Origin of the sequence: Amaricoccus macauensis (genome assembly GCF_014201905.1) — a bacterium.
GTDB classification, from domain to species: Bacteria; Pseudomonadota; Alphaproteobacteria; order Rhodobacterales; family Rhodobacteraceae; genus Amaricoccus; species Amaricoccus macauensis.
In genome coordinates this window covers 457986-482932 of the sequence record NZ_JACHFM010000001.1, presented here as the reverse complement: position 1 = coordinate 482932, position 24947 = coordinate 457986, and the positions used below count along the sequence as shown (strand labels likewise).

Below are 24947 nucleotides of genomic sequence, written 5' to 3'. Positions count from 1 at the left end.
GTCAGCATCGTTCGAACCCGCGACGGAGTTCCCAGTCGGTCACGACGCGGTCGTGTTCGCTCTGCTCCCAGCGGGCGGCGTGGACGTAGTGGTCGATGACCGCGTCGCCGAACGCCGCGCGCAGCATCTCCGACCCGTCGAGGGCCGCCGTGGCGTCGCGCAGGGTCAACGGGATCTGCCGCAGGCTCGCGTCGGTATAGGCGTCGCCGTGATACTCGGGCTCGAGCTCGAGCCCCGCCTCGATCCCGGCGATCCCGGCTGCGATCTGCGAGGCGAAGGCGAGATAGGGATTGAGATCGGATCCGCCGACCCGGCACTCGATGCGGATCGAGCGCGAGCCCTCGCCCACGAGGCGATAGCCGGCGGTGCGGTTGTCCGGGGACCAGACCGCCTTGGTGGGGGCGAAGGTGCCGGCAACGAAGCGCTTGTAGCTGTTGATGTTCGGCGCGAGGAACGCCGTGCCCTCTGCCGCATGGGTGAGCAGCCCCGCGACCCAGGAGCGCATGGTCCGCGACATGCCGTGCGGCTCGCCGGAGTCGAGAAAGACCGACCGGCCATCCGCATCGCGGAGCGACTGGTGGATGTGGGCCGAGGAACCGGCGGCGGTGTTCGACCACTTCGCCATGAAGGTGGCGGCGCGTCCCTTGAGGAAAGCGATTTCCTTCACCGCGTTCTTGACGATCACGTGGTCGTCGGCCGCCCCGAGCGCGTCGCGATAGGCGACGTTGATCTCCTCCTGCCCGGCGCTCGCCTCGCCCTTGGAGTTCTCGACCTTGACGCCAGCGCCCTGCAGCCCGGTGCGGATCGCCCGCATCACGTCCTCTTCCTTGGTGGTCTGGAAGACGTGATAGTCCTCGTTGTAGGGGCTGACCGGGGCGAGACCGCGATAGCCGGCGGCGTGCAGGTCGCGATACGTCTGCTCGAAGAGGAAGAACTCGAGCTCGGAGGCCATCATCGGCACGAGGCCCATCTCGCGCAGCCGCGCGATCTGGCGCTTCAGGACGGCGCGGGGCGAGTGCGGCACCTCCTCGTGGTGATGATGGTCGAGGACGTCGCAGAGCACGAGCGCGGTGCCCGGCAGCCACGGCGTGCGGCGCAGCGTCGCGAGATCGGGCTTCATGACGTAGTCACCATAGCCCGCCGCCCAGCTCGTCGAGCGGAACCCCGGTACCGTCTCCATCTCGAAGTCGGTGGCGAGGAGGTAGTTGCAGGAATGGGTCTCCTCGTGGGCGCTCTCGAGGAAGAACTCGGCCTGAAAGCGCTTGCCCATCAGGCGGCCCTGCATGTCCACCTGCGCGACGACCACCGTATCGATGGTGCCCTCCGCGACGGCGTCCGACAGCTGCTTCAGCGACAGCATTCCCGACATCCCCCGGCTCCCTGTTTTGGCTGTGACGCTAGTGAGCGGCCCGGAAGCTGGCAAGGGGCGCCGCGATTAACCATGACGCGGCGCCGTCGTGGCAAATCCCGCGTCCGGGGCGCAGGCTGCGGAGGCTTGGGGACGCGGCTCGGGGACGCGGGCGAAGTGGGGGCAACATGGGGGCGGAACTCGCCCGACGCATTGCGGCGGGGCGCAAGATCAGATCGGAAGCGGAACGCATGGTCGCATCGCGGGGGGTGCTTGCGGAGACGGTCGCGTGGCTCGCGGCGCGGGCGCCGGATCTGGCCGAGGCAGACCGGATACATCGCGAGGCGGTGGCGATCCGGGTATCGCGGATCTGCGCGCTGACGGGCGGCGACGTTCGGCACTGAGCAACGGCTTGCCGCCGGACCATTGCGGCGGCGCGATGTCACGCAAGGCCAGCTTGTTGGCGGCCATCACGGGGGCGAGAACGTCCATGAATTCACCGAACCACCAATCCCCGTGCGAGCGGGTCGTCGATTGTCGCAAGCTGTTCCTCGTCCTGCGCGAATACTGGGGCCTCAGCGATGATGTCGCCAGGATCGGTCGGCTCGAAGGTCTGATGCAGTACGATCGGCTGAGCCTCGGCAGTGATGTGGAGGATCAGGCTCTGGAGGGATTTTACCAGCGGGAGGTCACGCGGTTGGGCGCGGCACCTCAGCACCCGGTGAAGGTCCTTCATGCCAGGCTGGCAGAGTACGGTGCTCGTGAAGATCTTCGGGATGATCTCATGGAGGCGAGCCTCTCCCGCCAGAAGGATCTGGATGATCTGAAGTCACGCCATTGCCACCGGCGCGCCGCATCTCTCTGGAAAGCACTCAACGACATCGGGGCTTGCTCGCCATGCGGATGACGGGTCGCTTGACGGCGCACGTATCACGCGACATGGCAGGGGCAATCCCCGGGAGAACCATCATGTCGTTGAGCACCGCCTACCTGATCCTGTCTGGCGCCATCATCTGCGAGATCATCGGCACATCGGCCCTGCACGCCAGCGCACAGTTCACAAGGCTCGGCCCGAGCCTCGTGGTCGCGGTATGCTACACTCTCGCCATTGTCGGGCTCGCGTTTACCTTCAAGGTGATCCCCATGGGGATCGCCTATGCCATCTGGTCGGGCCTCGGGATCGTGCTCATCTCGGTGGTGGGCTGGACCGTCTTCGGGCAGAGGCTCGACGCGCCGGCGGTGATCGGCCTCGGGATGATCGTCGGCGGCGTCGTGGTGGTGAACGTGTTCTCCGGCTCGGTCACCGGGCACTGATCTCCGGCGCGGCGCGCCCCTCAGCGGACGCCATCAGCCGCGCCGAACCTGGCTCCTTCGTCAGCCGCGGATGGCGCGGAGCAGCGTCTCGACGTTTGCCGGGCTCGCGTCCGGCGTGATGCCGTGGCCGAGGTTGAAGATGTGCGGCCCGCCCGCGAACGCTTCGACGATCCGCCGCGCGCCCTCGGTCAGCGGATAGCCTCCGAGCACCATGAGCAGCGGGTCGAGGTTGCCCTGCACGCAGAGCCGTGGCTGCAACGTCGCGGCGGCCCACGCGGGGTCGACGCTGGTGTCGATGGCAATGGCCTGCACACCGGCGTGGGCCGCGAAGGCGGCATAGCCGGCGCCGGCACCGCGCGGGAAGCCGATGATCGGCAGATCCGGATGCTCGGCCCGGAGTGCGCTCGCGATGCGCATGGCGGGCTCGATGGCATAGCGGTGGAAATGCGGCCCGGGCAGGGCGCCGGCCCATGAGTCGAAGAGCTTGATCACCTCGGCGCCGGCGGCGACCTGCGCCAGCAGGTAGGCGATCGTCGCGTCGGTGATCCGGTCGATGAGCGCGTCGAAGGTTTCCGGGTCGCGGTAAAGCAGCGTTCGCGCCGGCGCCTGATCCGGCGTGCCATGCCCGGCGATCATGTAGGTCGCGACCGTCCATGGCGCCCCGGCGAAGCCGATGAGCGGCACCTCTGCCGGCAGCTCTGCGCGCAAAAGCCGCACCGTCTCGTAGACCGGGCCAAGCGTCTCGTGGATCGCCGAGGCCGGCTTCAGCCGGGCGAAGTCGGCCGCGGACGTGACCGTCGAAAGCCGGGGACCCTCGCCCTCGGCGAAGCGAAGCTCGAGGCCAAGGGCCTGTGGCACCAGCAGGATGTCGGCAAAGAGGATCGCCGCGTCGAAGCCGAACCGGCGGATCGGCTGCAGCGTCACTTCGGTGGCGAGCTCGGGATTGTAGCAGAGATCGAGAAAGCTCCCCGCCTTCGCCCGGGTCGCCCGGTACTCGGGCAGGTAGCGCCCGGCCTGGCGCATGAGCCAGACCGGCGGAACCGGCGTTGTCTCGCCACGGAGGGCGCGCATCAGGAGTCGGTTGTCTGCCATGGGTCCGCGCCTTGTGATCCTCGGGAGCCTTGCTTACAGATCGGCGGCGACAAGGGGAAGCGACATGCCTGCGGATTTGCCCTCGCCCGATCGACCACTGCGCCTCGGAACCCGTGGCAGCCCGCTCGCCCTCGCGCAGGCCAAGGAGGTGCGTGCGCGGCTGATGGCGGCGCACGGACTGCCGGAGGCGGCATTCGAGATCGTGGTGATCCGCACCACCGGAGACCGGGTGCAGGACCGCCCGCTGGCCGCGCTCGGCGGCAAGGGGCTCTTCACCCGCGAGATCGAGGAGGCGCTGGCACGGCGCGAGATCGACGCGGCGGTCCATTCCATGAAGGACATGCCGACGCTGCAACCCGCGGGGCTCGTCATCGGCTGCCTGCTGCCGCGCGAGGACGTGCGCGACGCGTTCGTCTCACCCCGCTTCGCCGGGCTGGCCGAGCTGCCGGCGGGGGAGATCGTCGGCACATCGAGCCTGCGGCGCGCGGCGCAGCTTCGCAACGCCCGCCCGGACCTGCAGGTGGTCGAGTTCCGGGGCAACGTGCAGACCCGTCTCGGCAAGCTGGCGGACGGGGTCGCGGCGGCGACGTTCCTCGCCATGGCTGGGCTGAACCGCCTCGGGCGCAGCGACGTGCCGGCGGTGCCGATCCCGGTCGACGAGATGCTGCCGGCGGTCGGACAGGGTGCGATCGGGGTCGAGAGCCGGGCGGACGACGACATGGTCTCCGAACTCCTGTCGGCGATCCATGACGCGGAGACCGGCCTGCGGCTCGCGGCCGAGCGGGCGTTCCTCGCCGGGCTCGACGGGTCCTGCCAGACGCCGATCGCCGGGCTTGCGGAGATCGAGGGCGGGCGGCTGCGGCTGCGCGGCGAGATCCTGCGGCCCGACGGGTCGGAGCGGCTGGCTCATGCCAGCGAGGGCGCGACGGGCGACGGCGATGCGCTGGGCGCGGAGGCGGCCGCTGTGCTGCGCGGACGGGCGGGCCCGAACTTCTTCGGCTGAGGGCGGTCAGAACCGCATGCGAACGCCGAAGATGTTGGCGTTCGAGCCGCCGTGCATCCCGAGGGTGTTCCACGCGCCCGAGCGGTGGTGCAGCCGGTAGAAGACGCTGTAGCGCGCATCGGGCGAGCGGCGGAAATCGAGCTCGGGGCTGAGATAGAACAGCATGCGCGCGTCGCCCTCCGCCTGTGCTTCCAGACGCTTCTCCCGGCCCTCGTGCGAGTCGCTGACGTAGCTCAGGCCGAACACCAGCGCCGGGGAGACATAGAGCCAGTCGAGCAGGCGGATGTCATCGATCCGGCCGACGAGGCCGCCCCACGCCTCGAACGTCGAATCCTGACCGTAGCGGGCGGCGGCGCCAAGCTCGTAGCCGAGGCTGACGATGCCGGTGTGGATCGCGAAATCCTGCGCGCCGATCCCGGTGATGAAATTGTCCTCGTAGTCGCCGGAAATGATCTTGAGGCTGTCGCCCATGTCCTCGTCGAGCAGCCGCCCGGTGAAGACGAAGGCGTTGTCCTCGGTCTCGGGCGCCGGCGAGCCGGCCACGGCCGGTGAAAGCGAGACCGCGGCCAGAAGCAGCGCCGCGCTGATCGGGGTGGCTTTCGTCATGTGGATCGTCCCGCAATTTCGAACCGTTCTTGCCGGTCGGCGGGCGATTTAAAAGAGGAAAAATATCACATTCAGCGACGGCTTACATGGAGCGACGGAAGAAGTCCGAGCCCGGGTCCGAGACCACCATCTCACGGATACGTGCCCAGAGTTCCGTGCGCAGCTCGGTGAACTCCGGCCGGGCGCGGACGTCGTAGTCGCGCCGCGGCCTCGGCAGCGGAACATCGTAGGTGGCGAGGATGCGGCCCGGCCGCGGGCCCATGAGCACCACGCGGTCGGCGAGCATGACGGCTTCGTCGACGCTGTGGGTGACGAAGACGACGACCCCGCGTCGGCGCTCCCAGATCCGCAGCAGTTCGTCCTGCATCAGCTCACGGGTCTGGGCGTCGATGCTGGCGAAGGGCTCGTCCATCAGCAGGATGCGCGGCTCGGACGCCAGCGCCCGGGCGAGGGCAACCCGCTGCTTCATGCCGCCGGAAAGCTCCGCCGGGTAGGCGTCGGCGAAGCGCGTGAGGCCGACGAGTTCGAGATAGCGCGCGACCCGTTCGTCCCGGAGCGCGGGTGCAGCGCCGCAGACATCGAGCGGGAACGCGACGTTCGCCGCGACGGTCGCCCACGGGATGAGGCGAAACGACTGGAAGACGAAGCCGGTGTCCGGGCCGGGGCGCGGCACCCCGCCGTTCACCCGGACGGTGCCTGCGTCGGGAAGCACGAGGCCGTTCATCAGGCGCAGGAGCGTCGTCTTGCCGCAGCCCGAAGGGCCGACGAGGCTCACGAACTGGTCGGGCGCGATGTCGAGGTCCACACCGGAGAGCGCCGCGACCGGCGATGCCGTTCCCTTGCGGCGGAACGTCTTCGATACACCCCGAAGCTCGATGGCGGCTGGCGGGGCGGACGTGTCGCGCATGCGGTGGCGTCAGAAGCCGGGCTGATCGTCGCCGGGCGCGATGCCCTCGGTCTTCAGCACGTCGGTGATCGCCGACAGATCGACCCAGTCGTCGAACCCGACCTTGCGCAAGTCGGCGAAGTCCGGCGTTGCGTAGGTCCAGTCAACGGTGGCGTCGATCTGCGCGCGGTTGAGACCGCCATTGACGCTCCAGGCGTTGACGAAGGATTTCCCCAATGTCTCGAGCGTCGCGCGATCGACGTCGGGCCGGGCCTTGGCCATGGCGTCGACCCAGATGCCGGGATCTCGGGCGAAGGCGCGCGATGCCTTCACGATGGCGCGCACCACCTTCACCACATCGTCGCGCCGCTCCTGCAGCACGGCGTCGGGCACCACGTTGACCTTGTTCAGGACCGGCGCCGCGGCGAAATACGCATCCGGCTCGATGAGAACATGCAGCCCGTCCTTCTTCGGCAGCGCGAGCCACACGCCGATCGACATGGTGGTGGCATCGATCTGCCCGGCCGCGAGGGCCTGGGCGCGGACGTTCGGCTGGCCGATGGCGACGAAATCGAGCTTGTCGAGGTCGACGCCGGCGCTCGCGAGAACCTTGCTGCTCAGCGAGTGGTCGAGGCTCCCCACGCGGCCGACCCCGAAGCTCTTGCCGGGGAGGTCGGTGACGCTGGCGATGGATTCCTTGCCGGCGATGAGGAACGGCAGCGACCGGTTCGGCGAGACCACGGCCTTGATCTGCATCTGGTCGCGGGCGACGAGCTGAAGGGCGGCGTCGACCGAGATGTTCGCCATCTCGCCTTCGCCCGCCTGCAGGGCCGCGACCGCCGAGGGGGTCTGCTGCACCCGGACGAGCTCGACCTCGACGCCCTCACGCTCGAAATAACCAAGCGTTTCAGCCAGATCCATGACCGAGTTTGGCACGAGCTGCGGCTCGAGGTCCGTGGTGATCAGCCGGAACGGCGCGGCCGACGCCGGCAACGCGAGAAGTGCGAGCGACAGCGCCGCGGCGGCGCGGGTCAGCGTCTGATACACAGCTGGCGGTCTCCAAATGGGTCGGAGCGCGCACCCGCGCGTCCTGCGCGATTCAGGATAAACTCCATGCCTGCAAAGGCAACTCCTTGTGGGACGGTCGGGACGAATGTCCCCCCGAGGAGCCTGATCAGGCCCTGCCGCCCTCGAGCGAGAGGAGGCGCGGGTCGATCGAGATCGAACGCAGGGCTGCGCTCCATTTCTCCGGGTCGGGGTGGCCGAAGACGAGGTCCTTGTCGGCCGGTGCGATCAGCCAGCCGTTCGCCTGGATCTCCGACTCGAGCTGGCCCGGACCCCAGCCGGCGTAGCCGAGCGCGAGCAGCGCCCGCTCGGGGCCGGTGCCGCTGGCGATGTCCTGAAGGATGTCGACGGTCGCCGTCATGGCAAATCCCGGACTGACCGAGAGGCTCGAGTCCTCCACCTGGTAGTCGGAGGAATGCAGCACGAAGCCGCGGCCGTGCTCGACCGGACCGCCGAAATGCACCCGGATGCGCTTCACATCCACCTGCGGCTCGATCTTGAGCTGGCTCAGCAAGTCGGTGAAGCTGAGATCATTGGCGGGCTTGTTGACGATGAGGCCCATGGCACCCTCGGAAGAGTGTGCGCAGAGAAAGATCACCGACCGCTGGAACCGCATGTCCCCCATTCCGGGCATGGCAATGAGCAGCCGGCCATCGAGAAACCTGGCGTCGGGGTGCGGGGTAGACGTGGCGTCGGGGTGCGGGGTATCGGTCATGATGGTTGAAGATGGGACGGTTCCCCGGCGAATACAAGCGAGGCAACCAGCGGTAGTCCGCCGCAGTATTGGCGGCGGGTCAGTCTGGGGCTATGTGCTGCGTCCAAAGTCATGAACGGGGAACAATTCGCATGACGCTGAAACTGAAGGTAATCGTCGCAAGCACCCGGCCCGGGCGGGTCGGGCTTCCCGTCGGTCAGTGGATCCATGGCGTTGCCGATGAGCATCCGGCCTACGACGCGGAACTTGTCGATCTCGCGGAGATCGGCCTGCCGCTGCTTGACGAGCCGCACCACCCTCGGCTCAGGAAGTATGTTCATGAGCACACGAAGGCCTGGAGCGCGATCGTGGACTCGGCGGATGCCTTCGTGATGGTGATGCCAGAGTATAACAACAGCGTCGCGCCATCGCTTGCGAATGCCGTCGACTATCTGTTCCACGAGTGGGCCTACAAGCCGGCGGGTTTCGTCAGCTACGGCGGCGTTTCGGGCGGCCTGCGGGCGGCGACGCTCGCGAAGCTCTTGATCACGCCGCTGAAGGTGGTCCCGATCACCGAAGCGGTGGTGGTGCCGTTCGTGGCGAACCACGTGAAGGACGGGGTCTTCACCCCCAACGAAACCCATGTCACGGCCGCCGGCCAGATGCTGCACGAGATTGCCCGCTGGGCCGAGGCGCTGAAGCCGCTCCGAGCGCCGGCTGCCTGACCTCAGGTCGGTCTTCCCGCGCATCGGTTCTGCGCGGGAAGGCCAGCCGCGGCGGGGATTACTCCGCCGCCACCGGCGCGGGCGCGAGCCAGGCGCCGAAATCGGCCTTTGCCCGGTCAGTGTAGCCCTTGTAGCGGTCGCGCCGGCCACGGCGCCCGCCTCGCACGTCGTCCAGCGGCGGGAAGAGTCCGAAGTTCACGTTCATCGGCTGGAAGGTCTTCGCGTCGGCACCGCCGGTGATGTGGCGGAGCAACGCACCCGTCGCCGTCGTCTCGGGCGGAGGCGCCACTTCGCGCCCGAGCCGTTCCGCCGCAGCCAGCCGGCCGGCGAGAAGCCCCATGGCGGCGCTCTCGACGTAGCCCTCGACACCGGTCACCTGACCGGCGAAGCGCAGCCGCGGGTCGGCCCGGAGCCGCATCTGGCCATCGAGAAGCCGTGGGGAGTTGAGGAACGTGTTGCGGTGGATGCCGCCGAGCCGGGCAAAGGCCGCTGTCTCAAGGCCGGGAATAAGCCTGAAAACATCGGTTTGCGCGCCGTACTTCATCTTCGTCTGGAAGCCGACGATATTGTAGAGCGTGCCAAGCGCGTTGTCCCGGCGAAGCTGGACCACAGCGTAAGGCTTGCGCTCCGGGGCGTGCGGGTTGGTGAGCCCGACCGGCTTCATCGGCCCGTGCCGCAGCGTCTCACGGCCGCGTTCCGCCATCACCTCGATCGGCAGGCAGCCCTCGAAGTACGGCGTATCGCGCTCCCAGTCCTTGAACTCGGTGGTCTCGGCCGCGAGCAGGGCGTCGATGAACGCTTCGTACTCCGCCCGGTCCATCGGGCAATTGAGATAGGCGGTGCGATCGGCTTCGGTCTCGCCCTTGTCGTAGCGCGACTGAAACCATGCTTTCGACAGGTTGATCGACTCGAAGTGAATGATCGGCGCGATGGCGTCGAAGAACGCCAACGCGCTCTCGTCGGTGAGCTGGCGGATGGCGTCGGCCAGCGCCGGCGAGGTGAGCGGCCCGGTCGCGATGATCACGCTCGACCACTCGGCCGGCGGCAACCCGGCGATCTCGCCACGCTCGATCGTCACCAGCGGATGGGCCGCGAGCGTCGCGGTGACCTCTGCCGAGAACGGCTCGCGGTCGATCGCGAGCGCGCTGCCCGCGGGCAGGCTGTGCCGGTCGGCGGTTGACATGATGAGTCCGCCGGCCGCCCGCATCTCCCAGTGGAGAAGCCCGACGGCGTTCTGTTCGTCGTCGTCCGAGCGGAACGAGTTCGAGCAGACGAGCTCGGCCAGCGCCTCGGTCTTGTGCGCGAAGGTCGCAACCTCGGGCCGCATTTCGTGCAGGATGACCGGCACGCCCATGCCGGCGATCTGCCACGCGGCCTCGGCGCCGGCGAGGCCGCCGCCGACGACGTGGATGGGGTCAGGATGCGCTTTGGTCATGGCGGCCCACTTAGGCGAGCCGGGGCCGGAAGGGAAGGGCCGGGGCGCGCGCGCGCCCTGATCGCGGTCAGGCGAGCAGCGGGCGAAGCCGTCGCTGCGGGGTATCACCCGAGACCATCCCAGTATTGGACTTGAGGGCGCGCCACCGCCCATTCTCCGGGGCGAGGAATTGGCTTGGGGACCACCGGAATGACCAAGATCGAGCGGATCGAGACCACCATTCTCGATATCCCGACGATCCGCGGCCACGTGCTGTCGATGACGACGATGATGATGCAGTCGATCGTTCTCGTCCGTATCCACTTCTCGGACGGCTCGACCGGCCTCGGCGAAGGGACCTCGATCGGCGGCATGAGCTACGGCCCGGAGAGCCCCGAGAGCATCAAGGTTGCGATCGACACCTACATTGCGCCGACCCTCGAAGGCCGTGACGCCGACGACGTGAACGGCGCCATCGCGCTGACGGAGAAGATGGTGCGCGGCAACCCGATCGCCCGCTGCGCCGTGGAGATCGCCCTCTGGGACGGACTCGCCCGGCGTCTCGGCGTCTCGGTGGCGCGCCTGTTCGGCGGGCCGGTGCGCACGGCGATGCCGGTGGCGTGGACGCTGGCCTCGGGCAAGTCCGAGACCGACATCGACGAGGCCGAGGAGATGATCGCGAGCGGCCGGCACAACATCTTCAAGCTGAAGATCGGCAAGCGCAGCGTTCGCGACGATCTCGCCCACGTCGAGGCGATCACCCGCGCGGTCGGCGACCGCTCGTCGATCCGCGTCGACGTCAACCAGGCGTGGAGCCTCACGGACGCCCGCCGCGGCCTCGCAGGGCTTCAGGCGATCGGCGTCGAACTGGCCGAACAGCCGATCCGCATCGGCTCCATTGCGGCCCTGAAGTCACTGACAGAGCGCACGGAAATCGCCGTCATGGCCGACGAGCAACTGAACGGCCCGCAGGACGCGCTCGCGGTCGCGGCGATGCAGGCGGCCGACGTCTTCGCGGTGAAGATCGGCCAGTCCGGCGGCCTGAAGCGTGCCGCCGAGGTCGTGGCGATCGGCGAGGCCGCCGGGATCGGCCTCTACGGCGGCACGATGCTCGAGGCCGGCGTCTCGACCGCGGCGGCCATCCAGCTCTTTTCCACCGTCGATCACCTCGACTGGGGGACCGAACTCTTCGGCCCGCTGCTGCTCAAGGACGAGATCCTGGCGGAGCCGATCGACTACCACGACTTCTCGGTCCACCTGCCCGAGGGCCCCGGCATCGGCGTCACCCTCGACGAGGCCAAGGTGGATTTCTACCGGCGCGACCGCGCCCGCACGCTGCACACCGTCGCCTAGACGGCAGCGCCATCCCGACTGCAACGAAGGTCCCGGCGATCGACCGGCGACCCACGGAGGAGGCTTGCCTGATGTTCACCCCCGAAGCCCTGGACGAGATCGACGCCCGGCTCGACGGCATCGTCGAGGACGATCCGGAGCGCGGCATCTTTCGCGCCCGCCGCGACATGTTCACTGACGAGGACCTCTTTGAACTCGAGATGAAGCACATCTTCGAGGGCAACTGGATCTACCTTGCCCACGAGAGCCAGATCCCGAACCCGAACGACTACTTCACCACCCAGATGGGCCGGGTTCCGGTCGTCATCACCCGCGACAAGAAGGGCGAACTGCGTGCGCTGGTGAACGCCTGCTCGCACCGTGGCGCCATGATCTGCCGCTTCAAGCGCGCGAACAAGGCGACCTTCACCTGCCCGTTCCACGGCTGGACCTTCTCGAACACCGGCAAGCTGCTCAAGGTCAAGGACCCGGCCGGCGCCGGCTACCCCGAGCAGTTCGACTCCGAGGGCAGCCATGACCTCACCCCGGTCGCGCGCTTCGAGAACTACCGCGGCTTTCTCTTCGGCAGCCTGAACCCGGACGTCTCCTCGCTGGAGGACTACCTCGGCGAGGCGCGCAAGATGATCGACATGGTCGCGGACCAGTCGGACGAGGGCCTCGAGGTCCTGCGTGGCAGCTCGACCTACACCTATGACGGCAACTGGAAGCTCCAGGCCGAGAATGGCGCGGACGGCTATCACGTCTCCGCCGTGCACTGGAACTACGTCGCCACCACCTCCCGTCGCGGTCAGGAGGGCAAGGAAGACAAGATCAAGGCGAACGACGCCTCGAAATGGGCGAAGCAGAAGGGCGGGTTCTATTCCTTCGTGAACGGCCACCTGCTGCTCTGGACCGTCTGGGCCGACCCGTCGAACCGCCCGCTCTATCCGGAGCGCGATGCGCTCGTGGAGCGCTACGGCGAGGCCAAGGCGGACTGGATGATCGGCTACCTCAGGAACCTCTGCCTCTACCCGAACCTGTTCCTGATGGATCAGTTCTCGTCGCAGCTCCGGGTCTTCCGTCCGGTGGCCGTCGACAAGACCGAGGTGACGATCTACTGCATCGCGCCGAAGGGCGAGAGTGCCGAGGCACGCACCCGGCGCATCCGCCAGTACGAGGACTTCTTCAACGCCTCCGGCATGGCGACGCCGGACGACACCGAGGAATTCCGTGCCACCCAGCGCGGCTATGCCGGCGCGCGCTTCGCCAAGTGGAACGACCTGACCCGCGGCGCGACCCAGTGGATCACCGGTGCCGATGATGACGCGAAGGCGATAGGCATCGAGCCGATCATGTCCGGCGCCCGCACCGAGGACGAAGGGCTCTTCGTCATCCAGCACAGCCAGTGGCGAGAGCGCATGCGCGAGGCGGTTGCCGAAGAGCGCGCGGCGTCCGCCCCCGTTGCCCAAGCCGCGGAGTAAGCCTCATGAGCGTCGCTGAACTCGACACCCCCGCCCGCACCCTGTCCTTCGAGGACGTCCAGGCGTTCCTCTTCGCCGAGGCCCGGGCCCTCGATGACCGGGACTTCGACCACTGGCTGACGTTCTACGATGAGGACTGCGACTACTGGATGCCGGCGTGGGATGACTACGATCGTCTCACGGAGGATCCGCAGTCGGAGATCTCGCTGATCTACTACCCCGACAAGCAGGGGATCATCGACCGCATCTTCCGCATCAAGACCGACCGCTCCTCGGCGACCAGCCTGCCGGAGCCGCGGACGCAGCATCACATCAACAACATCGAGGTGCTGAGCCAGGAAGGCGGCATCCTGAAGGTGCGGTTCAACTGGCTGACGCTGTCCTATCGCTACAACGTCACCGACCAGCACTGGGGCACGTCGTACTACACGATCGACGCCCGCGGCGAGCGCCCGCTCATCGCATCGAAGAAAGTCGTGCTCAAGAACGACCACATCCACCATGTGATCGACGTGTACCACATCTGACGCATCCCCAGAGCTCACAACCAGCCCCCCGTCCGCACCTCTCGCGGGCGGGATCTGGAAGGATCATGCCATGGCCCACAAAATTGCCCTGAACTTCGAGGACGGCGTGACGCGCGTCGTCGAGTGCGACGAGGACGAGCTCGTCATGGACGCCGCCTTCCGCGCCAAGATCAACATTCCGATGGATTGCCGCGACGGCGTCTGCGGCACCTGCAAGTGCAAGGTCGAGAAGGGCGAGTTCGAACTCGGCTTCTACCTTGAGGAAGCGATGACCGAGGACGAGGCAGAAGATGGCTACGCGCTCACCTGCCAGATGACGCCGAAGTCCGATTGCGTGCTCAGCGTTCCGGCCTCCTCGATCGCCTGCAAGACCGGCGCCGAGACGGTGAAGGGCGAGGTGATCACCGTCGATGCCCTGTCCTCCAGTTCCTTCACCCTGCGGGTGAAGCTCGCGAAGCCCATCGAGTTCCTGCCTGGCCAGTACGTCAACATCGGTGTTCCCGGCACCGACCGGCAGCGGTCATACTCGTTCTCGTCGCTCCCGGGTGGCCCCGAAGGCAGCTTCCTCATCCGCAATCTGCCGGGCGGCACCATGTCCACCTGGCTCGGCGAAAAGGCGCAGCCGGGCGATACCGTCGAGCTGACGGGTCCGATGGGCGCCTTCTATCTCCGCCCGATCCAGCGGCCCCAGCTCTGGCTCGCCGGCGGCACCGGCCTCGCGCCGTTCCTCGCCATGCTGGAGAAGGTCGCGGCCGATGGCACCGACCAGCCGATCCGCCTCTACTACGCCGTCACCCGTGGCGTCGATCTGGTGGAACTCGACCGGGTCCGGGCGCTCGGCGCCGAGATCGGCAATGTCGAGGTGGTGACGATCCTTGCCTCTCAGGACGAAGACCATGAGCGCAAGGGCTTCGTCACCGATCACCTGAGCCTCGAGGACTTCAACGGCGGTGAGACGGACGTCTATCTCTGCGGTCCGCCGCCGATGGTCGAGGCGGTTCGCCACCACATGGCCGCCCTCGGCGTGACGCCCACGAGCTTCCACTTCGAGAAGTTCAATCCGAACGAGACCCCGGCGGTGGCGGCATGACCGCCCCGCTCGCCGCCCCGGCGGTGGCGGTACCCGGTCGCTTTGCCGGCAAGGCGATGGTCGTGACCGGTGCCGCGCAGGGCATCGGCCGGCGCGTCGCCGAGCGTGCCGCTGCCGAGGGCGCCGAGGTGCTGATCGTCGATCGCTCGCCCTATCGCGACGAGGTGGTCGAGGCGATCGGTGCCGCCGGGGGCGCCGCCCACGCCTTCGACGCCGACCTTGAGACCTGGGAAGGCTGCGCCGCCGCCATGGCGCGTGCGGTCGACCTCTACGGCCGCATCGACGTGCTGGTGAACAACGTCGGCGGGACGATCTGGGCCAAACCTTACGAGACCTACGAGCCCGCGCAGATCGAGGCAGAGATCCGACGATCGCTCTTCCCGACGCTCTTCTGCTGCCGGGCGGCGCTCGACTACATGTTGCCGGCGGGCAAGGGGACCATCGTCAACGTCTCCTCGATCGCGACGCGCAGTCTCTACCGCGTTCCATACGCCGCGGCGAAGGGCGGGGTGAACGCGCTGACCGCGTCGCTCGCCTGGGAGGTCGCCGAGCGCGGCATCCGGGTGGTCGCGACCGCGCCGGGGGGCACCGAGGCGCCGGCGCGCAAGGCCCCGCGCAACATCGCCCGCGAGGCCTCGACGGGCACCGATGACAGCGTGACTTCGACGGTGGTCAACCAGACCCTCGCGTCTAGCCTGATGCACCGGTACGGCACGCTGGACGAGCAGGCCGCCCCGATCCTCTTTCTTGCCTCCGACGAGGCGAGCTACATCACCGGCATGGTCATTCCGGTCGGCGGCGGAGATCTCGGGTGACGGGCGCGAGGGCGACCCTTTGACCACAACGGGGACCCCGTGCGATCAGGTCAGACGAGCTTTCGCGCGACGTCCTGCGCCATCTTGACGAACTTGTGGACATGCACGCCCTGCTCGTCGATGCGGTAGTTCACCGACAAGGCGGTCGCGCCGATGGGCGGCTCGATCCGGTGATAGCGGATGCCGTTGCGCGGTGCCGACGAGACGGACTCGGGCACGATGCAGAGCCCCTCGCCGATTGCCACGAGACTGAGCGCCGTCTGGAGATCCATGGCGTAGATCCGGCTCTCGATGTCGAGCCCCTGCGCTTCGCACAGTTCCAGAATGAAGTCGGCATAGCTTGGCCGGGGAAACTCCGGGTAGAGAACGAAGGTGTGATCCTGAAAGTCCGCGAGATTGACGGTCTTGCGCGCCGGAATGTCGATCGTGTCCGGCATGGCGACCACGAGGGATTCCTCCGACAGCTTCCGGGTGACGAACTCCGGGTCTTCGAGGGCGGGGCGCGCGAAGGCCACGTCCACCTCGCGCCGGATCAGCGCCCGGAACAGCTGCGCATTGTTCATCGGCGAGAGGTTCAGGTTCACCGCCGGGAAGTTTGCCCGGAACGACTTGATGATGTTCGGCAGGATCCCGTAGCTCGACGATCCGACGAAGCCGATGCGAAGCCGCCCCTCGGCGCCCTGGCCGATGCGGCGCACCTCGAGCTGGATGTCCTCGATCTGCTCCAGCACGTCGCGCCCGCGCTCATAGAGCCGCGTCCCGGCCTGCGTGAGCGTGATCGCGCTGCGTCCCCGATTGAAGAGCGCGGCGCCGGTCTCCTGCTCGAGCTGCTGGATCTGCCGGCTGAGGGGCGGTTGCGCCATTCCGAGCCGTTCGGCGGCCCGGCCGAAGTGCATCTCCTCCGCCACGGCGATGAAGTACGAAAGCCGCTTGAGGTTCATCTGAGTCATGCCTGGCCCCCCCTTGCCGGTTTCAACCAATCGCGAGGCCCAGGTCGCGCACGAGCGCCGGGCAGCCGCGTCTTTGCGGACAACTGCTGCAGTCCCGGCCACAGGGCGAGACGATCGGAACTCCCACGCGGCGGGGCGCATCTTCGGGCTGGTCGTCGGTCGCCGGAGTCTGGCCGGCAATTTCTGCGCGGGACGTCGACATTGCTTAAATTCTCCTCCGGGGCGTCCACCGACGCTTTCTTTAGTTCTTCCTTGGAGGATACTCTCTCGAACCCCGCGCTTCCCAATACCGACTGGGTGCGCTCCATACCCTAAAGGTATCGAAGCATGGAGCTCCGCCAACTGCGCTACTTCGTGGCCGTCGCCCGCGAGCGCAACTTCACGCGTGCCGCGGAGACGCTGAACATCGCCCAGCCGCCGCTCAGCCGTCAGGTCCGCCAGCTGGAGCATGAGGTCGGCGTGCCGCTGATCGAGCCGGGCTCGCGGCCGCTCCGGCTGACCGAAGCCGGGCGGCTGCTCTACGACCAGGCGGTGCAGATCCTCGAACGCATCGAGCAGATGTCCGAGATGGCCCGCCGCCTCGCCGCCACCGGCCGGGCACGCGTCGGCATCGGCTTCGTCGCCTCGACGCTCTACGGCTATCTGCCGGAGGTGATCCGTCGCTACAAGGCGGCCCGCCCGGCGGTCGAGGTCACGCTGCACGAGATGACCTCGCTGGAGCAGATCATCGCCCTGAAGGACCGGCGTATCGACGTGGGCTTCGGGCGCATTCCGCACGGCGACCCGCAGGTGACGCGCGTGCTCATGCGCAAGGAGCCACTTCTCGCCGCGGTGTCGGTGTCCGACCCTCTCGCTGACCGGCAGGGGCCGCTCGTCCTGCGCGACCTCGCGGACCGGCCGCTCGTCGTCTACCCCAAGGCGCCGCGCCCGAGCTACGCCGATCAGGTGCTGGCGCTCTTCCGCGCCCGTGATCTGCGCCCGCCCTTCGTCTATGAGGTGAAGGAACTCCAGACCGCTCTCGGACTCGTCGCCGCTGACGCCGCCGTCGCCGTCGTCCCTGCATCGGTCGCGCGCCTGCGCCGGGACAACGTGCTCTATCTGCCCCTCGACGAGCCGGACGCACTCTCGCCGATCATCATGAGCACCCGTCACGACGACACCTCGCCGGAGATCGCGCTGATCCTGAAGCTCATCAAGCGGATGTACCGCGACGAGAAGATCCCCTTCGGCCGGTGAGTTCAATACGTCTCCACGTGGAGCCGGCCCTCGTCACGGAGCGCGGTCCGGATGGTTTCCCAGCCGAGGCCCGCGCCGGCGCAGACCGAGCCGAGTGCGGTGTCGACGCCGGCTTCCAGCCCCTTGAGGCCGCAGACGTAGAGGTGCGTGGTCGGGCGGCGCAGCAGATCGGCGATGATGTCCGCCCGCTTCAGGAGCCGGTCCTGCACATACTCGTGCTCATCGCGGACCACCCGGCTGTAGACGAGTTCCCGGTGAAGCTCGCTCTGGACGTAGCGCTGCAACGGGCCGAAGTAGGGCAGTTCCTCCGGGCGGCGCGCCCCGAAGAAGAGGTAGAGCCCGCCGGGTCCGTGCGGCGCCGTGCGCCGCCGGCGGTGGGTGAAGCCGCGGAACGGTGAGACCCCGGTGCCCGTGCAGATCATCAGCAGGTCGGCCTGCGGATCGTCGGGCATCAGGAACGTCGCGCCGAACGGCCCCACCACGTCGAGCTCCTCGCCGAGCGGCCGGTCGCACAGCCAGTTGGAGGCGATCCCGGGCACGCCGTCGTTCACCACCCGCTTTACCGTCAGGGCGAGGTTGTTGGTGTTCGGCCGCTCGCCGTCGCGCGCGCTGGCGGCCGAGTAGAGCCGCATCTCGTGCGGCCGGCCGGCGGCGTCGAGCCCGGGGGGCCTCAGGCCGACGCTCTGGCCTTCGAGATAGGGGAAATGCTCGGTGCCGAAGTCGAGGATGATGTGGTGAACGTCCGACTCCGCGCCTTCGGTGGTGATCCGGCTGTTGCCGACCACCGTCGCCCGGGCCGGGCTCGCGCGGGTAAAGGCGTTGATCCGGGGCTTCGAGGCGGAGGCCGGCGGCTTTGCCGGCCCGCGCAGACCCTCGTGCGCGATCGCGAGGATGCGCGTGGCCTCGTCGTCGAAGGCGTCCGGCACCGCGCCGGCCACCTCGGCGGGGCGTGCCGGCAGCAAGGTCCAGCCATGCTGCTCGGCGAGGCTGTAGGGGCGTTCGACGTTGAACCAGTTGTCGATCGCCCCGGTGGGGCAGGGCTTCACGCAGCGCATGCAGAAGGTGCAGACGGCCGGATCGACCACGTAGTTGTCGCCGTGCGAGATCGCCCCCGTCGGGCAGCGGCTCTCGCAGGTACCGCACCGGATGCAGATCTCCGGGTCGATCAGGTGCTGACGCATCGTCCCGCCCTTTCCGCTCAGACCACGACGGCGAGCCCGTAGACCTCGGCGGCGGCGAGTTCGTTCAGCTTGGCGTTCTTCGCCCGCTCGACGTTCAGCGCCTTCTGCAGGTTGGCCGCGGCCTCCTCCATTCCCCAGGCGTTTGCCCAGGCCGTCAGCGTCATGAAGCGGGCGATCTCGTAGTGCTCGATCGCCTGCGCGCAGGAGATGATCCCGGCATCCTGCACCGGACCCTTGCCGCCGGTCTCCTTGAGGATGTCCTCGGTCTCCTGCAAAAGCCCGAGGATCGCCTCGCAGGTGACGCCCTTCACCGGCTCGCCGATCGCCTCGAACGTGCGCTCGAGCCGGGCGATCTGGTCGCGGGTCTCCGGGATATGGTCCTCGAGCGAGGCCTTGAGCTTGGGGTTGTCGGTGGCTTCGACGACCGAGGGCAGCGTCTTCAGGATTTGCTGCTCGGCGTAGTACATGTCTTGCAGGAAATGCAGGAACAGGTCGCGAAAGACTATCATTCTGGCTTCCTCGCTTTCGGTTGCTGGTCAAGGGCGGCGGGGAGCCGCCCGGCGGTGCGGGTGATCGCGACGGCGGCCACGCCCGCGACGACCCCCCAGAAGGCGGAGCCGATCCCCCAGATCGACACCCCCGTGGTGGTGATGGCGAAGGTGACGAGCCCCGCCTGCGTGCCCTCGTTTGCCGCGAGCATGTCCCCGAGGCTCTTCAGGATCGCGCCAAGCAGCGCGAGCCCGGCGAGAAGCCCGATGATCTGGGCGGGCAGCAACGCCATCAGCCGGCCGATCGAGCCGGCGAAGATCCCGCCGAGGCAGAAGAACACCCCGGCCGCGACGCCGGCGAGCCAGCGCCGCCGCGGGTCCGGATGGCCGTCCGGCCCGGCGCAGAGCGCCAGCGTGATTGCGGCGAGCGCGTTGGTCATCCCGCCGAAGAGCGCGCTGACGAGCGAGGCGAGGCTCGAGACGACAAGGATCGGCCGCGCCGGCACATCGTAGCCGTTCGCCTTCAGGATGGTGAAGCCGGGCAGGAACTGCCCGGTCACCGTGGTGATGACGAGCGGCAGCGCCAGCCCCAGGGTCGCCGAGAGGCTGAACGCGGGCCAGGTGATCCTCGGCTCGGCGAACGCGATGCCGATCGAGTCCGGGTTCACGCCGTAGACCGACCAGCTCAGTCCCAGGCCGACGACGAGCAGGAGCAGCATGGTGTAGCGCGGCACCACGGCGCCGAAGGCGAAGTAGGCGCCGACGAGGATCGCGACGATCCCCGGCGCTTCGCCGATGCCGCCGAATGCGTGCACGGTGAAGCCGAAGAGAATGCCCGCCATCATTCCGTCGGCGACCGCCTGCGGGATCGCCGCCACCAGACGGTCGAAGAGACCCGTGACGCCGAGACCGAGTATCGCCAGCGCCGCGACGATGTAGGCGCCGACGACCTCGGCAAACGGCAGACCCGCCCCGAGCGAGATGAGGAGCACGCAGCCGGGCGCCGACCAGGCGGTGACCACGGGCGCGCGCGACCAGGTGCTGAGCACGATGCTCGTCACGCCGGCCGCCAGCGAAGTCGCGAAGACCCAGGACGAGAAGTCCGCATCCGAGGCTCCCATCGCGTGGGCCGCCTGCAGGTAGATGAGCATTGGCCCGGCGTAGGAGACGAGCACCACCAGAAAGCCGGCGCTGAGGATCGTCGGCCAGCCCGCGTCGGGGCCGTCCGCGAGAGTGCGCTGCGGCATCAGTCCGCCACCACCGGCGCCTGCATCCGCGCGAGAGCATCGACGAAGAACGGGCGGAACCCGGCCGGATGTTCGCTCATGGGGAAGTGCCCGAGCTCGTCCATCACCGAAACCGTGGCGCCAGGGATTGCCGCGGCCGTCCGCTTCGCGTCCTCCGGCGTGCAGGTGAGATCGTAGGCGCCGACGAGGATGTGGACCGGCGTGCGCGCGGTGTCGATCTGGCCCAATCGGTCGATCAGACTCTCGTCGCGAGTGTAGAACCACAGATCGCCGCGGAAGACGCCCGGACCGGAGGACATGAACATCCAGAGAGTGTTCCAGCGCTCTTCGGCCGGGGCATAGGGCGAGATGTTGGCCGAGACCAGCGCCGCGCCCATCTCGCCGCCATGCGCGTCGGGACGGTGGAACCAGTCGATATCGTACCACGACTGCTGGAAGTCCGAGGCTTCGATGGCGATGAACCCGGAGAAGCGATCGCCGTGCAGCGCCGCGAGTTGCAGCGCGATGCGACCGCCCATCGAGCAGCCTGCGAGGATCGGCCGCTCGAGCCCGAGGCCGTCCGCCACTGCGAGCACCGTCTCGATGTAGAGCTCGGTCGTCAGCCGGTATTCCTCGGTCTCGAAACCCTTCGGCGGCAGGCTCTTGCCGTGCCACGGCATATCGAAGGCAATGAGCCGGTGATGCTTCGTCACCTCGGCGTCGTTCATCAGGTGCCGCCACTGCATCGTGTCCGCGCCGGCGGTGTGCAGGCAGAGGACCGGGCGGCCCTGTCCGGCTTCCTCGACGTAGATCCGCCGCGGCGCGCCCGCGACCTCGACGGTCAGGTACCGTCCGGTGATCGGTTCGAACGTCATGCCAGGGCCTCCTCGCGCGGCAGGGCCAGGAACTCCTTGAAGAACCTCAGGTTCTTCACCATGGCGAGGATGTCGCCCTCGATCTTCGCCCGGCCGATCGTCACGAGCCCGAAGATGTCGTGAAAGCCCGGTTTCGGGTGCGCCTTCCAGAACTCGCGCAACGCCTCGGAGTCGGTGGTGATCGCGAAGCGCCACGGTGTCTTGCGGCTCGGCCCCGGCACCACCTCTGCAAGGTGCCCCTTGTCGAACACCAGATAGTATTCGTCGCCGTCCACGCGCAGCAGCACGGTCTCAGAGATGAGCCGGCCGAGACGCAGCATGTGCGGCGAGGCATCGAGCCGCGCCTGCATGCGCTGCAGGAGTTCGAGCATGGTTTCCCCCAAGGATCAGATCGCGTGTTCCCTTGGAGACTGCGCCGGGCCGGCGCCGCCGGGCAATGCAGCCGACGGTATCCTCCGATACCCTCCGGCAGGCGCCCTTCGTCCGCGCCCCGGGGGGAGGGGGCGGGTATCGAGCAATACCGACCCGGGCATTGGTTTGCGTTCGCCGGTCTGAGAAGGATTTGCATGTCGCCCCCCCGGCCAGCCCGGGTTCCGACACTGCAAGCAACTTCAGGGGGAGAACATCCATGGGAACCACCGTCACACTCGACAACATAACGGATGTCGTCATCGGCTCGCTTGGCCAGAACGGCCCGATCACCGACCGCCAGCGCGAGATCATGACGGCGGCGCTTCGCCACCTCCACGGCTTCTGCAAGGACGTGAACCTGCAGCACCATGAGTTCCTTGCGGCGTGCGACTTCCTCGCTCGCGCCGGCCAGATCACCGATGACAAGCGTCAGGAGTTCATCCTGCTCGGCGACATCGTCGGTGTCGAAGTGCTCGTCGACATGCTGACGAACCCGGTCAGCGGTGGAGAGAGCGCATCGACCGTTCTCGGCCCCTTCTATCGCGACAATCCGCCGGTTCTCCCCGCCGGCGCCTCGGTCGTGCAGAAGCATTTCGATGGCGAGGAAACCGTACTCTTCGAGGGCGTCGTCACTGACGACGAGGGCAATCCGCTCGAGGGCGTCCTGATGGACGTGTGGGAGGATGCGCCGAACGGGCTCTACGAGAACCACGACCACGACCAGCCCGACTACAACCTTCGCGGGCGCTTTCAGACCGATGCGGAGGGACGCTACTCGTTCCGGGCCCTGCGCCCGGTGCCGTACCCGATCCCGGAGGACGAGACCGCAGGCGAGCTCCTGCGCTTCATGGGCCATCACCCGTACCGCCCGGGCCACATGCACTTCCTGATCCAGAAGCCGGGCTACCGCACGCTCGTCAGCCAGATCTTCGACCGCTCGTCGACCTATCTCGACAATGACTCGGTCTTTGCGGTGAAGGACGACCTGATCGCGGACTTCGTGCCGACGCCGGACGCGGAGGAAGACCTCCATGTCCAGTTCGACTTCGCGCTGAAGCGCGAAAAGGCCCTCGTCGACGCCTGACCTGCGTCCCCGGGTTCCCGCCGCATGGCGGAAACCCACCCGCGTCCGCATTCCCCAGCAAGAAATCCAGCGTGATGCCTACGTGCGCTTTCAGCGCACCGTTTTCGCACGCCCGGCACCCGGAGGAGACAACCGATGCCCCCCCGCCTGCTCGATGTCCAGGAAGTGATCAACGCCAATCCGCTGTCGGCCCTGCAGAAGCGGGTCATCCTGCTCTGCTTCCTCGTGGTGGCCATCGACGGCTTCGACACCGCCGCGGTCGGCTTCATCGCTCCCGCGCTCAAGGCGCAGTGGGGGGCGACACCGTCCGAACTCGCGCCGCTCTTCGCCGCCGGCCTTTTCGGCCTGATGGCCGGCGCCTTCGTCTTCGGCCCGCTGGCCGATCGCTTCGGCCGCAAGCCGGTGCTGGCGTTGACGACAGTCTTCTTTGGCCTCGCCACGCTCGCCTCGGCCTTCGCGCCGGACATGGCGACGCTCACGGCGCTGCGCTTCGTCACCGGTCTTGGCCTTGGCGGCGCGATGCCCGCGGCGATCACGCTGACCGCCGAGCTCTGCCCCGAACAGCGCCGCTCATCGCTCGTCACGCTGATGTTCTGCGGCTTCACCATCGGGTCGGCCTCCGCCGGGCTCGCCGCGTCCACGGTGGTCGCGACCTTCGGCTGGCCCGGATTGCTGGTGATCGGTGGTGTGATGCCGCTCGCTCTCGCCGGCTTCCTGTTCTTCGGGCTTCCCGAGTCGCCGCGCTACCTCGCGACCCGAGGTGCCGAGCCCGGCCGGATCGCGGCGATCCTGTCGCGGATGGCGCCGTCGGTCGACTTCGCCGGTGCGACCTTCGTCCGCCCGGTCAAGGCGCCGGGCTCGCCGGTCGGCCTGCTGTTCAAGGACGGGCTCGGCCTTGGCACGGTGCTGATCTGGGCGGCGTTCTTCATGAGCCTCTTGGTCTTCTACCTGCTGTCGAGCTGGCTGCCGCTGCTCATCACCACGGCGGGCTTCTCCATGTCGGACGCTTCGCTGATGGGCGCGACGCTTGCCACCGGCGGCACGGTCGGTGCGATCATCATCGGCCGGCTGATGGACCGCTTCGAGCCGCATCGGGTGCTCGCCGTGGGCTATCTCGTTGCCGGCGCCTTCGTGATCCTGCTCGGCAACGCCGTCTCGCAGCCGTGGCTCCTCGTTCTCGCGATCTTCGGTGCGGGCTTCGGTGTCGCGGGCGCGCAGGTCGGGATAAACGCGCTCGCCGCCGGGTTCTACCCGACCGCCAGCCGCGCCACCGGGGTCTCGTGGGCGAACGCGGTCGGACGCACCGGGTCGGTGCTCGGCTCGATGGTCGGCGGGGTGCTGCTCTCGTTCGGCTGGGATCTCGCCACCGTCTTCGCAGCGGCCGCCGTCCCGGCCTTCCTTGCCGCCGCGGCGATGTACCTCAAGGGGCGCCTGACGCGCCCCGCGCCGCATCAGGCGCCCGCAACACTGGCGGTCGAGTAGCCCCTCAGGACAGACGCCGGCCGGGACTCCGGCCGGTGATCCGCGCCGCGATCCGGTCGGCGAGGGCTTCGATGGCCCGCGCCTCGCCGGCCATCAGCCCCGGGAAGCCGTCGCCCTGCGGCGGAATGGTGATCGAGAAGCGGTCGGATGCCGTGATGCGTCCGCTCTCGGGATCGATCATCACGTATTGCCCCGCGAACTCCACCCCGCCCGAGGGCGCGCCGATCATCCGGTCGACCGCCACCTCGATCCTGAGGCCGGGCGACTCGTAGCCGGGCCATGGGTCGGTCACCACATGGGTCGCAAGCCGTGCCTCCAGCGCCGCTGCGAGATGCCGCGTCACCGCCCGTGTCGGATCATCGGCCCAGAGCGAGGACTTGTGCAGCTTCACCGTCTCCGGGCCGACGAGTGCGGCGATTTCCACGTCGCTCGCGTAGGCGGGCAGGTTCACGTCCGCGAGACCAATGCCGCGTACCGGCGATGGCAGCCGCTGGGCGGTGGGCGCCGGAGGCAGCAGGTATGCGGTTTCATTGGCGCAGCCGCCGAGCGCGAGCAGAGCCACGACGGCGAAATGGGCCGCCAGCGGTGGACGGACCCGAGGAAACCGGGGGCGCGCGGCCAT

The 24947-nt window shown here is 68.1% G+C and carries 27 protein-coding genes; 13 read left to right on the top strand and 14 right to left on the bottom strand.

All coding sequences use genetic code 11. The annotated features are described in order from the left end of the window. Window position 1: 1 nt before the first annotated feature. On the bottom strand, window positions 2–1369 hold the full coding sequence (locus tag HNP73_RS02295; RefSeq protein ID WP_184146718.1) for a glutamine synthetase family protein: 1368 nt from the start codon (window positions 1367–1369) through the stop codon (window positions 2–4). Window positions 1370–1599: 230 nt separating this feature from the next. Between HNP73_RS02295 and HNP73_RS02290 the strand changes: the two genes are divergently transcribed. From HNP73_RS02290 to HNP73_RS02280, 3 genes are all read left to right on the top strand, one after another. Further along, window positions 1600–1752, top strand: a complete 153-nt coding sequence (locus HNP73_RS02290; RefSeq protein WP_184146716.1) for a hypothetical protein — start codon at window positions 1600–1602, stop codon at window positions 1750–1752. 86 nt (window positions 1753–1838) lie between these two features. Then, window positions 1839–2255 (top strand): hypothetical protein, encoded by a 417-nt coding sequence (locus HNP73_RS02285; RefSeq protein ID WP_184146714.1) that lies wholly within the window; start codon window positions 1839–1841, stop codon window positions 2253–2255. A gap of 62 nt (window positions 2256–2317) precedes the next feature. Beyond that, the gene (locus tag HNP73_RS02280) at window positions 2318–2662 is read left to right on the top strand and encodes a DMT family transporter (RefSeq protein WP_184146712.1); all 345 of its coding nucleotides are present in this window, start codon (window positions 2318–2320) and stop codon (window positions 2660–2662) included. A gap of 60 nt (window positions 2663–2722) precedes the next feature. Here the strand turns inward: HNP73_RS02280 and hemE are convergent, their stop codons facing one another. Beyond that, window positions 2723–3754 carry a uroporphyrinogen decarboxylase gene (gene hemE / locus HNP73_RS02275; RefSeq protein ID WP_184146710.1) on the bottom strand — a complete coding sequence of 344 codons (1032 nt, stop codon included), beginning with the start codon at window positions 3752–3754 and terminating at the stop codon, window positions 2723–2725. Between the two features lie 64 nt (window positions 3755–3818). Between hemE and hemC the strand changes: the two genes are divergently transcribed. Then, on the top strand, window positions 3819–4757 hold the full coding sequence (gene hemC / locus HNP73_RS02270; RefSeq protein WP_184146708.1) for a hydroxymethylbilane synthase: 939 nt from the start codon (window positions 3819–3821) through the stop codon (window positions 4755–4757). Window positions 4758–4763: 6 nt separating this feature from the next. Here hemC and HNP73_RS02265 read toward each other — a convergent pair whose 3' ends face one another. The 4 genes from HNP73_RS02265 to HNP73_RS02250 form a co-directional block, all read right to left on the bottom strand. Then, a complete protein-coding gene (locus tag HNP73_RS02265; protein WP_184146706.1) occupies window positions 4764–5363 on the bottom strand; it encodes a hypothetical protein in 600 nt (199 codons plus the stop codon). 82 nt (window positions 5364–5445) lie between these two features. Then, window positions 5446–6270 (bottom strand): ABC transporter ATP-binding protein, encoded by an 825-nt coding sequence (locus HNP73_RS02260; protein ID WP_184146704.1) that lies wholly within the window; start codon window positions 6268–6270, stop codon window positions 5446–5448. A 9-nt stretch (window positions 6271–6279) separates the two neighbouring features. After that, complete coding sequence (locus tag HNP73_RS02255) at window positions 6280–7296, bottom strand: ABC transporter substrate-binding protein (RefSeq protein ID WP_184146702.1); 1017 nt, start codon at window positions 7294–7296, stop codon at window positions 6280–6282. Between the two features lie 127 nt (window positions 7297–7423). Further along, a complete protein-coding gene (locus tag HNP73_RS02250; RefSeq protein ID WP_184146700.1) occupies window positions 7424–8029 on the bottom strand; it encodes a YqgE/AlgH family protein in 606 nt (201 codons plus the stop codon). Between the two features lie 131 nt (window positions 8030–8160). Here HNP73_RS02250 and HNP73_RS02245 point away from each other — a divergent pair, with 131 nt between their 5' ends. Then, window positions 8161–8733: an NADPH-dependent FMN reductase gene (locus HNP73_RS02245; protein ID WP_184146698.1), complete on the top strand. Its 573-nt coding sequence runs from the start codon at window positions 8161–8163 to the stop codon at window positions 8731–8733. Window positions 8734–8791: 58 nt separating this feature from the next. On the opposite strand, the gene trmFO is transcribed toward HNP73_RS02245, so the two are convergent. Further along, window positions 8792–10168: a methylenetetrahydrofolate--tRNA-(uracil(54)-C(5))-methyltransferase (FADH(2)-oxidizing) TrmFO gene (trmFO, locus tag HNP73_RS02240; RefSeq protein WP_184146696.1), complete on the bottom strand. Its 1377-nt coding sequence runs from the start codon at window positions 10166–10168 to the stop codon at window positions 8792–8794. Between the two features lie 189 nt (window positions 10169–10357). On the opposite strand from trmFO, the gene HNP73_RS02235 reads away from it, so the two are divergent. The 5 genes from HNP73_RS02235 to benD all read left to right on the top strand — a co-directional run bounded on the left by HNP73_RS02235 (window position 10358) and on the right by benD (window position 15392). After that, window positions 10358–11500, top strand: a complete 1143-nt coding sequence (locus HNP73_RS02235) for a muconate/chloromuconate family cycloisomerase (protein ID WP_184146694.1) — start codon at window positions 10358–10360, stop codon at window positions 11498–11500. Window positions 11501–11571: 71 nt separating this feature from the next. Beyond that, window positions 11572–12960 (top strand): benzoate 1,2-dioxygenase large subunit, encoded by a 1389-nt coding sequence (gene benA, locus HNP73_RS02230; protein WP_184146692.1) that lies wholly within the window; start codon window positions 11572–11574, stop codon window positions 12958–12960. A 5-nt stretch (window positions 12961–12965) separates the two neighbouring features. After that, window positions 12966–13487 (top strand): benzoate 1,2-dioxygenase small subunit, encoded by a 522-nt coding sequence (benB, locus tag HNP73_RS02225; protein WP_184146690.1) that lies wholly within the window; start codon window positions 12966–12968, stop codon window positions 13485–13487. Window positions 13488–13557: 70 nt separating this feature from the next. After that, window positions 13558–14577, top strand: coding sequence for a benzoate 1,2-dioxygenase electron transfer component BenC (gene benC / locus HNP73_RS02220; protein WP_184146688.1), 1020 nt, complete (start codon window positions 13558–13560; stop codon window positions 14575–14577). Continuing rightward, window positions 14574–15392: a benzoate diol dehydrogenase BenD gene (gene benD, locus HNP73_RS02215; protein WP_184146686.1), complete on the top strand. Its 819-nt coding sequence runs from the start codon at window positions 14574–14576 to the stop codon at window positions 15390–15392. The genes benC and benD overlap by 4 nt, the downstream gene beginning before the upstream one ends. A gap of 50 nt (window positions 15393–15442) precedes the next feature. Here benD and HNP73_RS02210 read toward each other — a convergent pair whose 3' ends face one another. Continuing rightward, entirely contained in the window at window positions 15443–16342 is a 900-nt protein-coding gene (locus HNP73_RS02210) for a LysR substrate-binding domain-containing protein (protein WP_246399473.1), read from the bottom strand. Window positions 16343–16669: 327 nt separating this feature from the next. Between HNP73_RS02210 and HNP73_RS02205 the strand changes: the two genes are divergently transcribed. Further along, a complete protein-coding gene (locus HNP73_RS02205) occupies window positions 16670–17578 on the top strand; it encodes a LysR substrate-binding domain-containing protein (protein ID WP_184146684.1) in 909 nt (302 codons plus the stop codon). Window positions 17579–17580: 2 nt separating this feature from the next. Here the strand turns inward: HNP73_RS02205 and boxA are convergent, their stop codons facing one another. The 5 genes from boxA to HNP73_RS02180 are packed head-to-tail and all read right to left on the bottom strand — an operon-like array spanning window position 17581 to window position 21719. Further along, window positions 17581–18759, bottom strand: a complete 1179-nt coding sequence (gene boxA, locus HNP73_RS02200) for a benzoyl-CoA 2,3-epoxidase subunit BoxA (RefSeq protein WP_184146682.1) — start codon at window positions 18757–18759, stop codon at window positions 17581–17583. Between the two features lie 17 nt (window positions 18760–18776). Further along, entirely contained in the window at window positions 18777–19268 is a 492-nt protein-coding gene (locus HNP73_RS02195) for a YciE/YciF ferroxidase family protein (RefSeq protein ID WP_184146680.1), read from the bottom strand. Continuing rightward, window positions 19265–20494 (bottom strand): benzoate/H(+) symporter BenE family transporter, encoded by a 1230-nt coding sequence (locus HNP73_RS02190; RefSeq protein WP_184146678.1) that lies wholly within the window; start codon window positions 20492–20494, stop codon window positions 19265–19267. The genes HNP73_RS02195 and HNP73_RS02190 overlap by 4 nt, the downstream gene beginning before the upstream one ends. Further along, entirely contained in the window at window positions 20494–21348 is an 855-nt protein-coding gene (locus tag HNP73_RS02185) for an alpha/beta fold hydrolase (RefSeq protein WP_184146676.1), read from the bottom strand. The genes HNP73_RS02190 and HNP73_RS02185 overlap by 1 nt, the downstream gene beginning before the upstream one ends. Then, window positions 21345–21719 (bottom strand): hypothetical protein, encoded by a 375-nt coding sequence (locus HNP73_RS02180; RefSeq protein ID WP_184146674.1) that lies wholly within the window; start codon window positions 21717–21719, stop codon window positions 21345–21347. Before HNP73_RS02180 ends, HNP73_RS02185 begins: the two co-directional genes overlap by 4 nt. Before the next feature lie 257 nt (window positions 21720–21976). On the opposite strand from HNP73_RS02180, the gene HNP73_RS02175 reads away from it, so the two are divergent. Next, window positions 21977–22843, top strand: a complete 867-nt coding sequence (locus tag HNP73_RS02175) for a dioxygenase family protein (protein WP_184146672.1) — start codon at window positions 21977–21979, stop codon at window positions 22841–22843. Window positions 22844–22978: 135 nt separating this feature from the next. Next, window positions 22979–24325, top strand: coding sequence for an MFS transporter (locus tag HNP73_RS02170; protein ID WP_184146670.1), 1347 nt, complete (start codon window positions 22979–22981; stop codon window positions 24323–24325). 4 nt (window positions 24326–24329) lie between these two features. Here the strand turns inward: HNP73_RS02170 and HNP73_RS02165 are convergent, their stop codons facing one another. Next, entirely contained in the window at window positions 24330–24947 is a 618-nt protein-coding gene (locus tag HNP73_RS02165; protein ID WP_184146668.1) for a PqiC family protein, read from the bottom strand.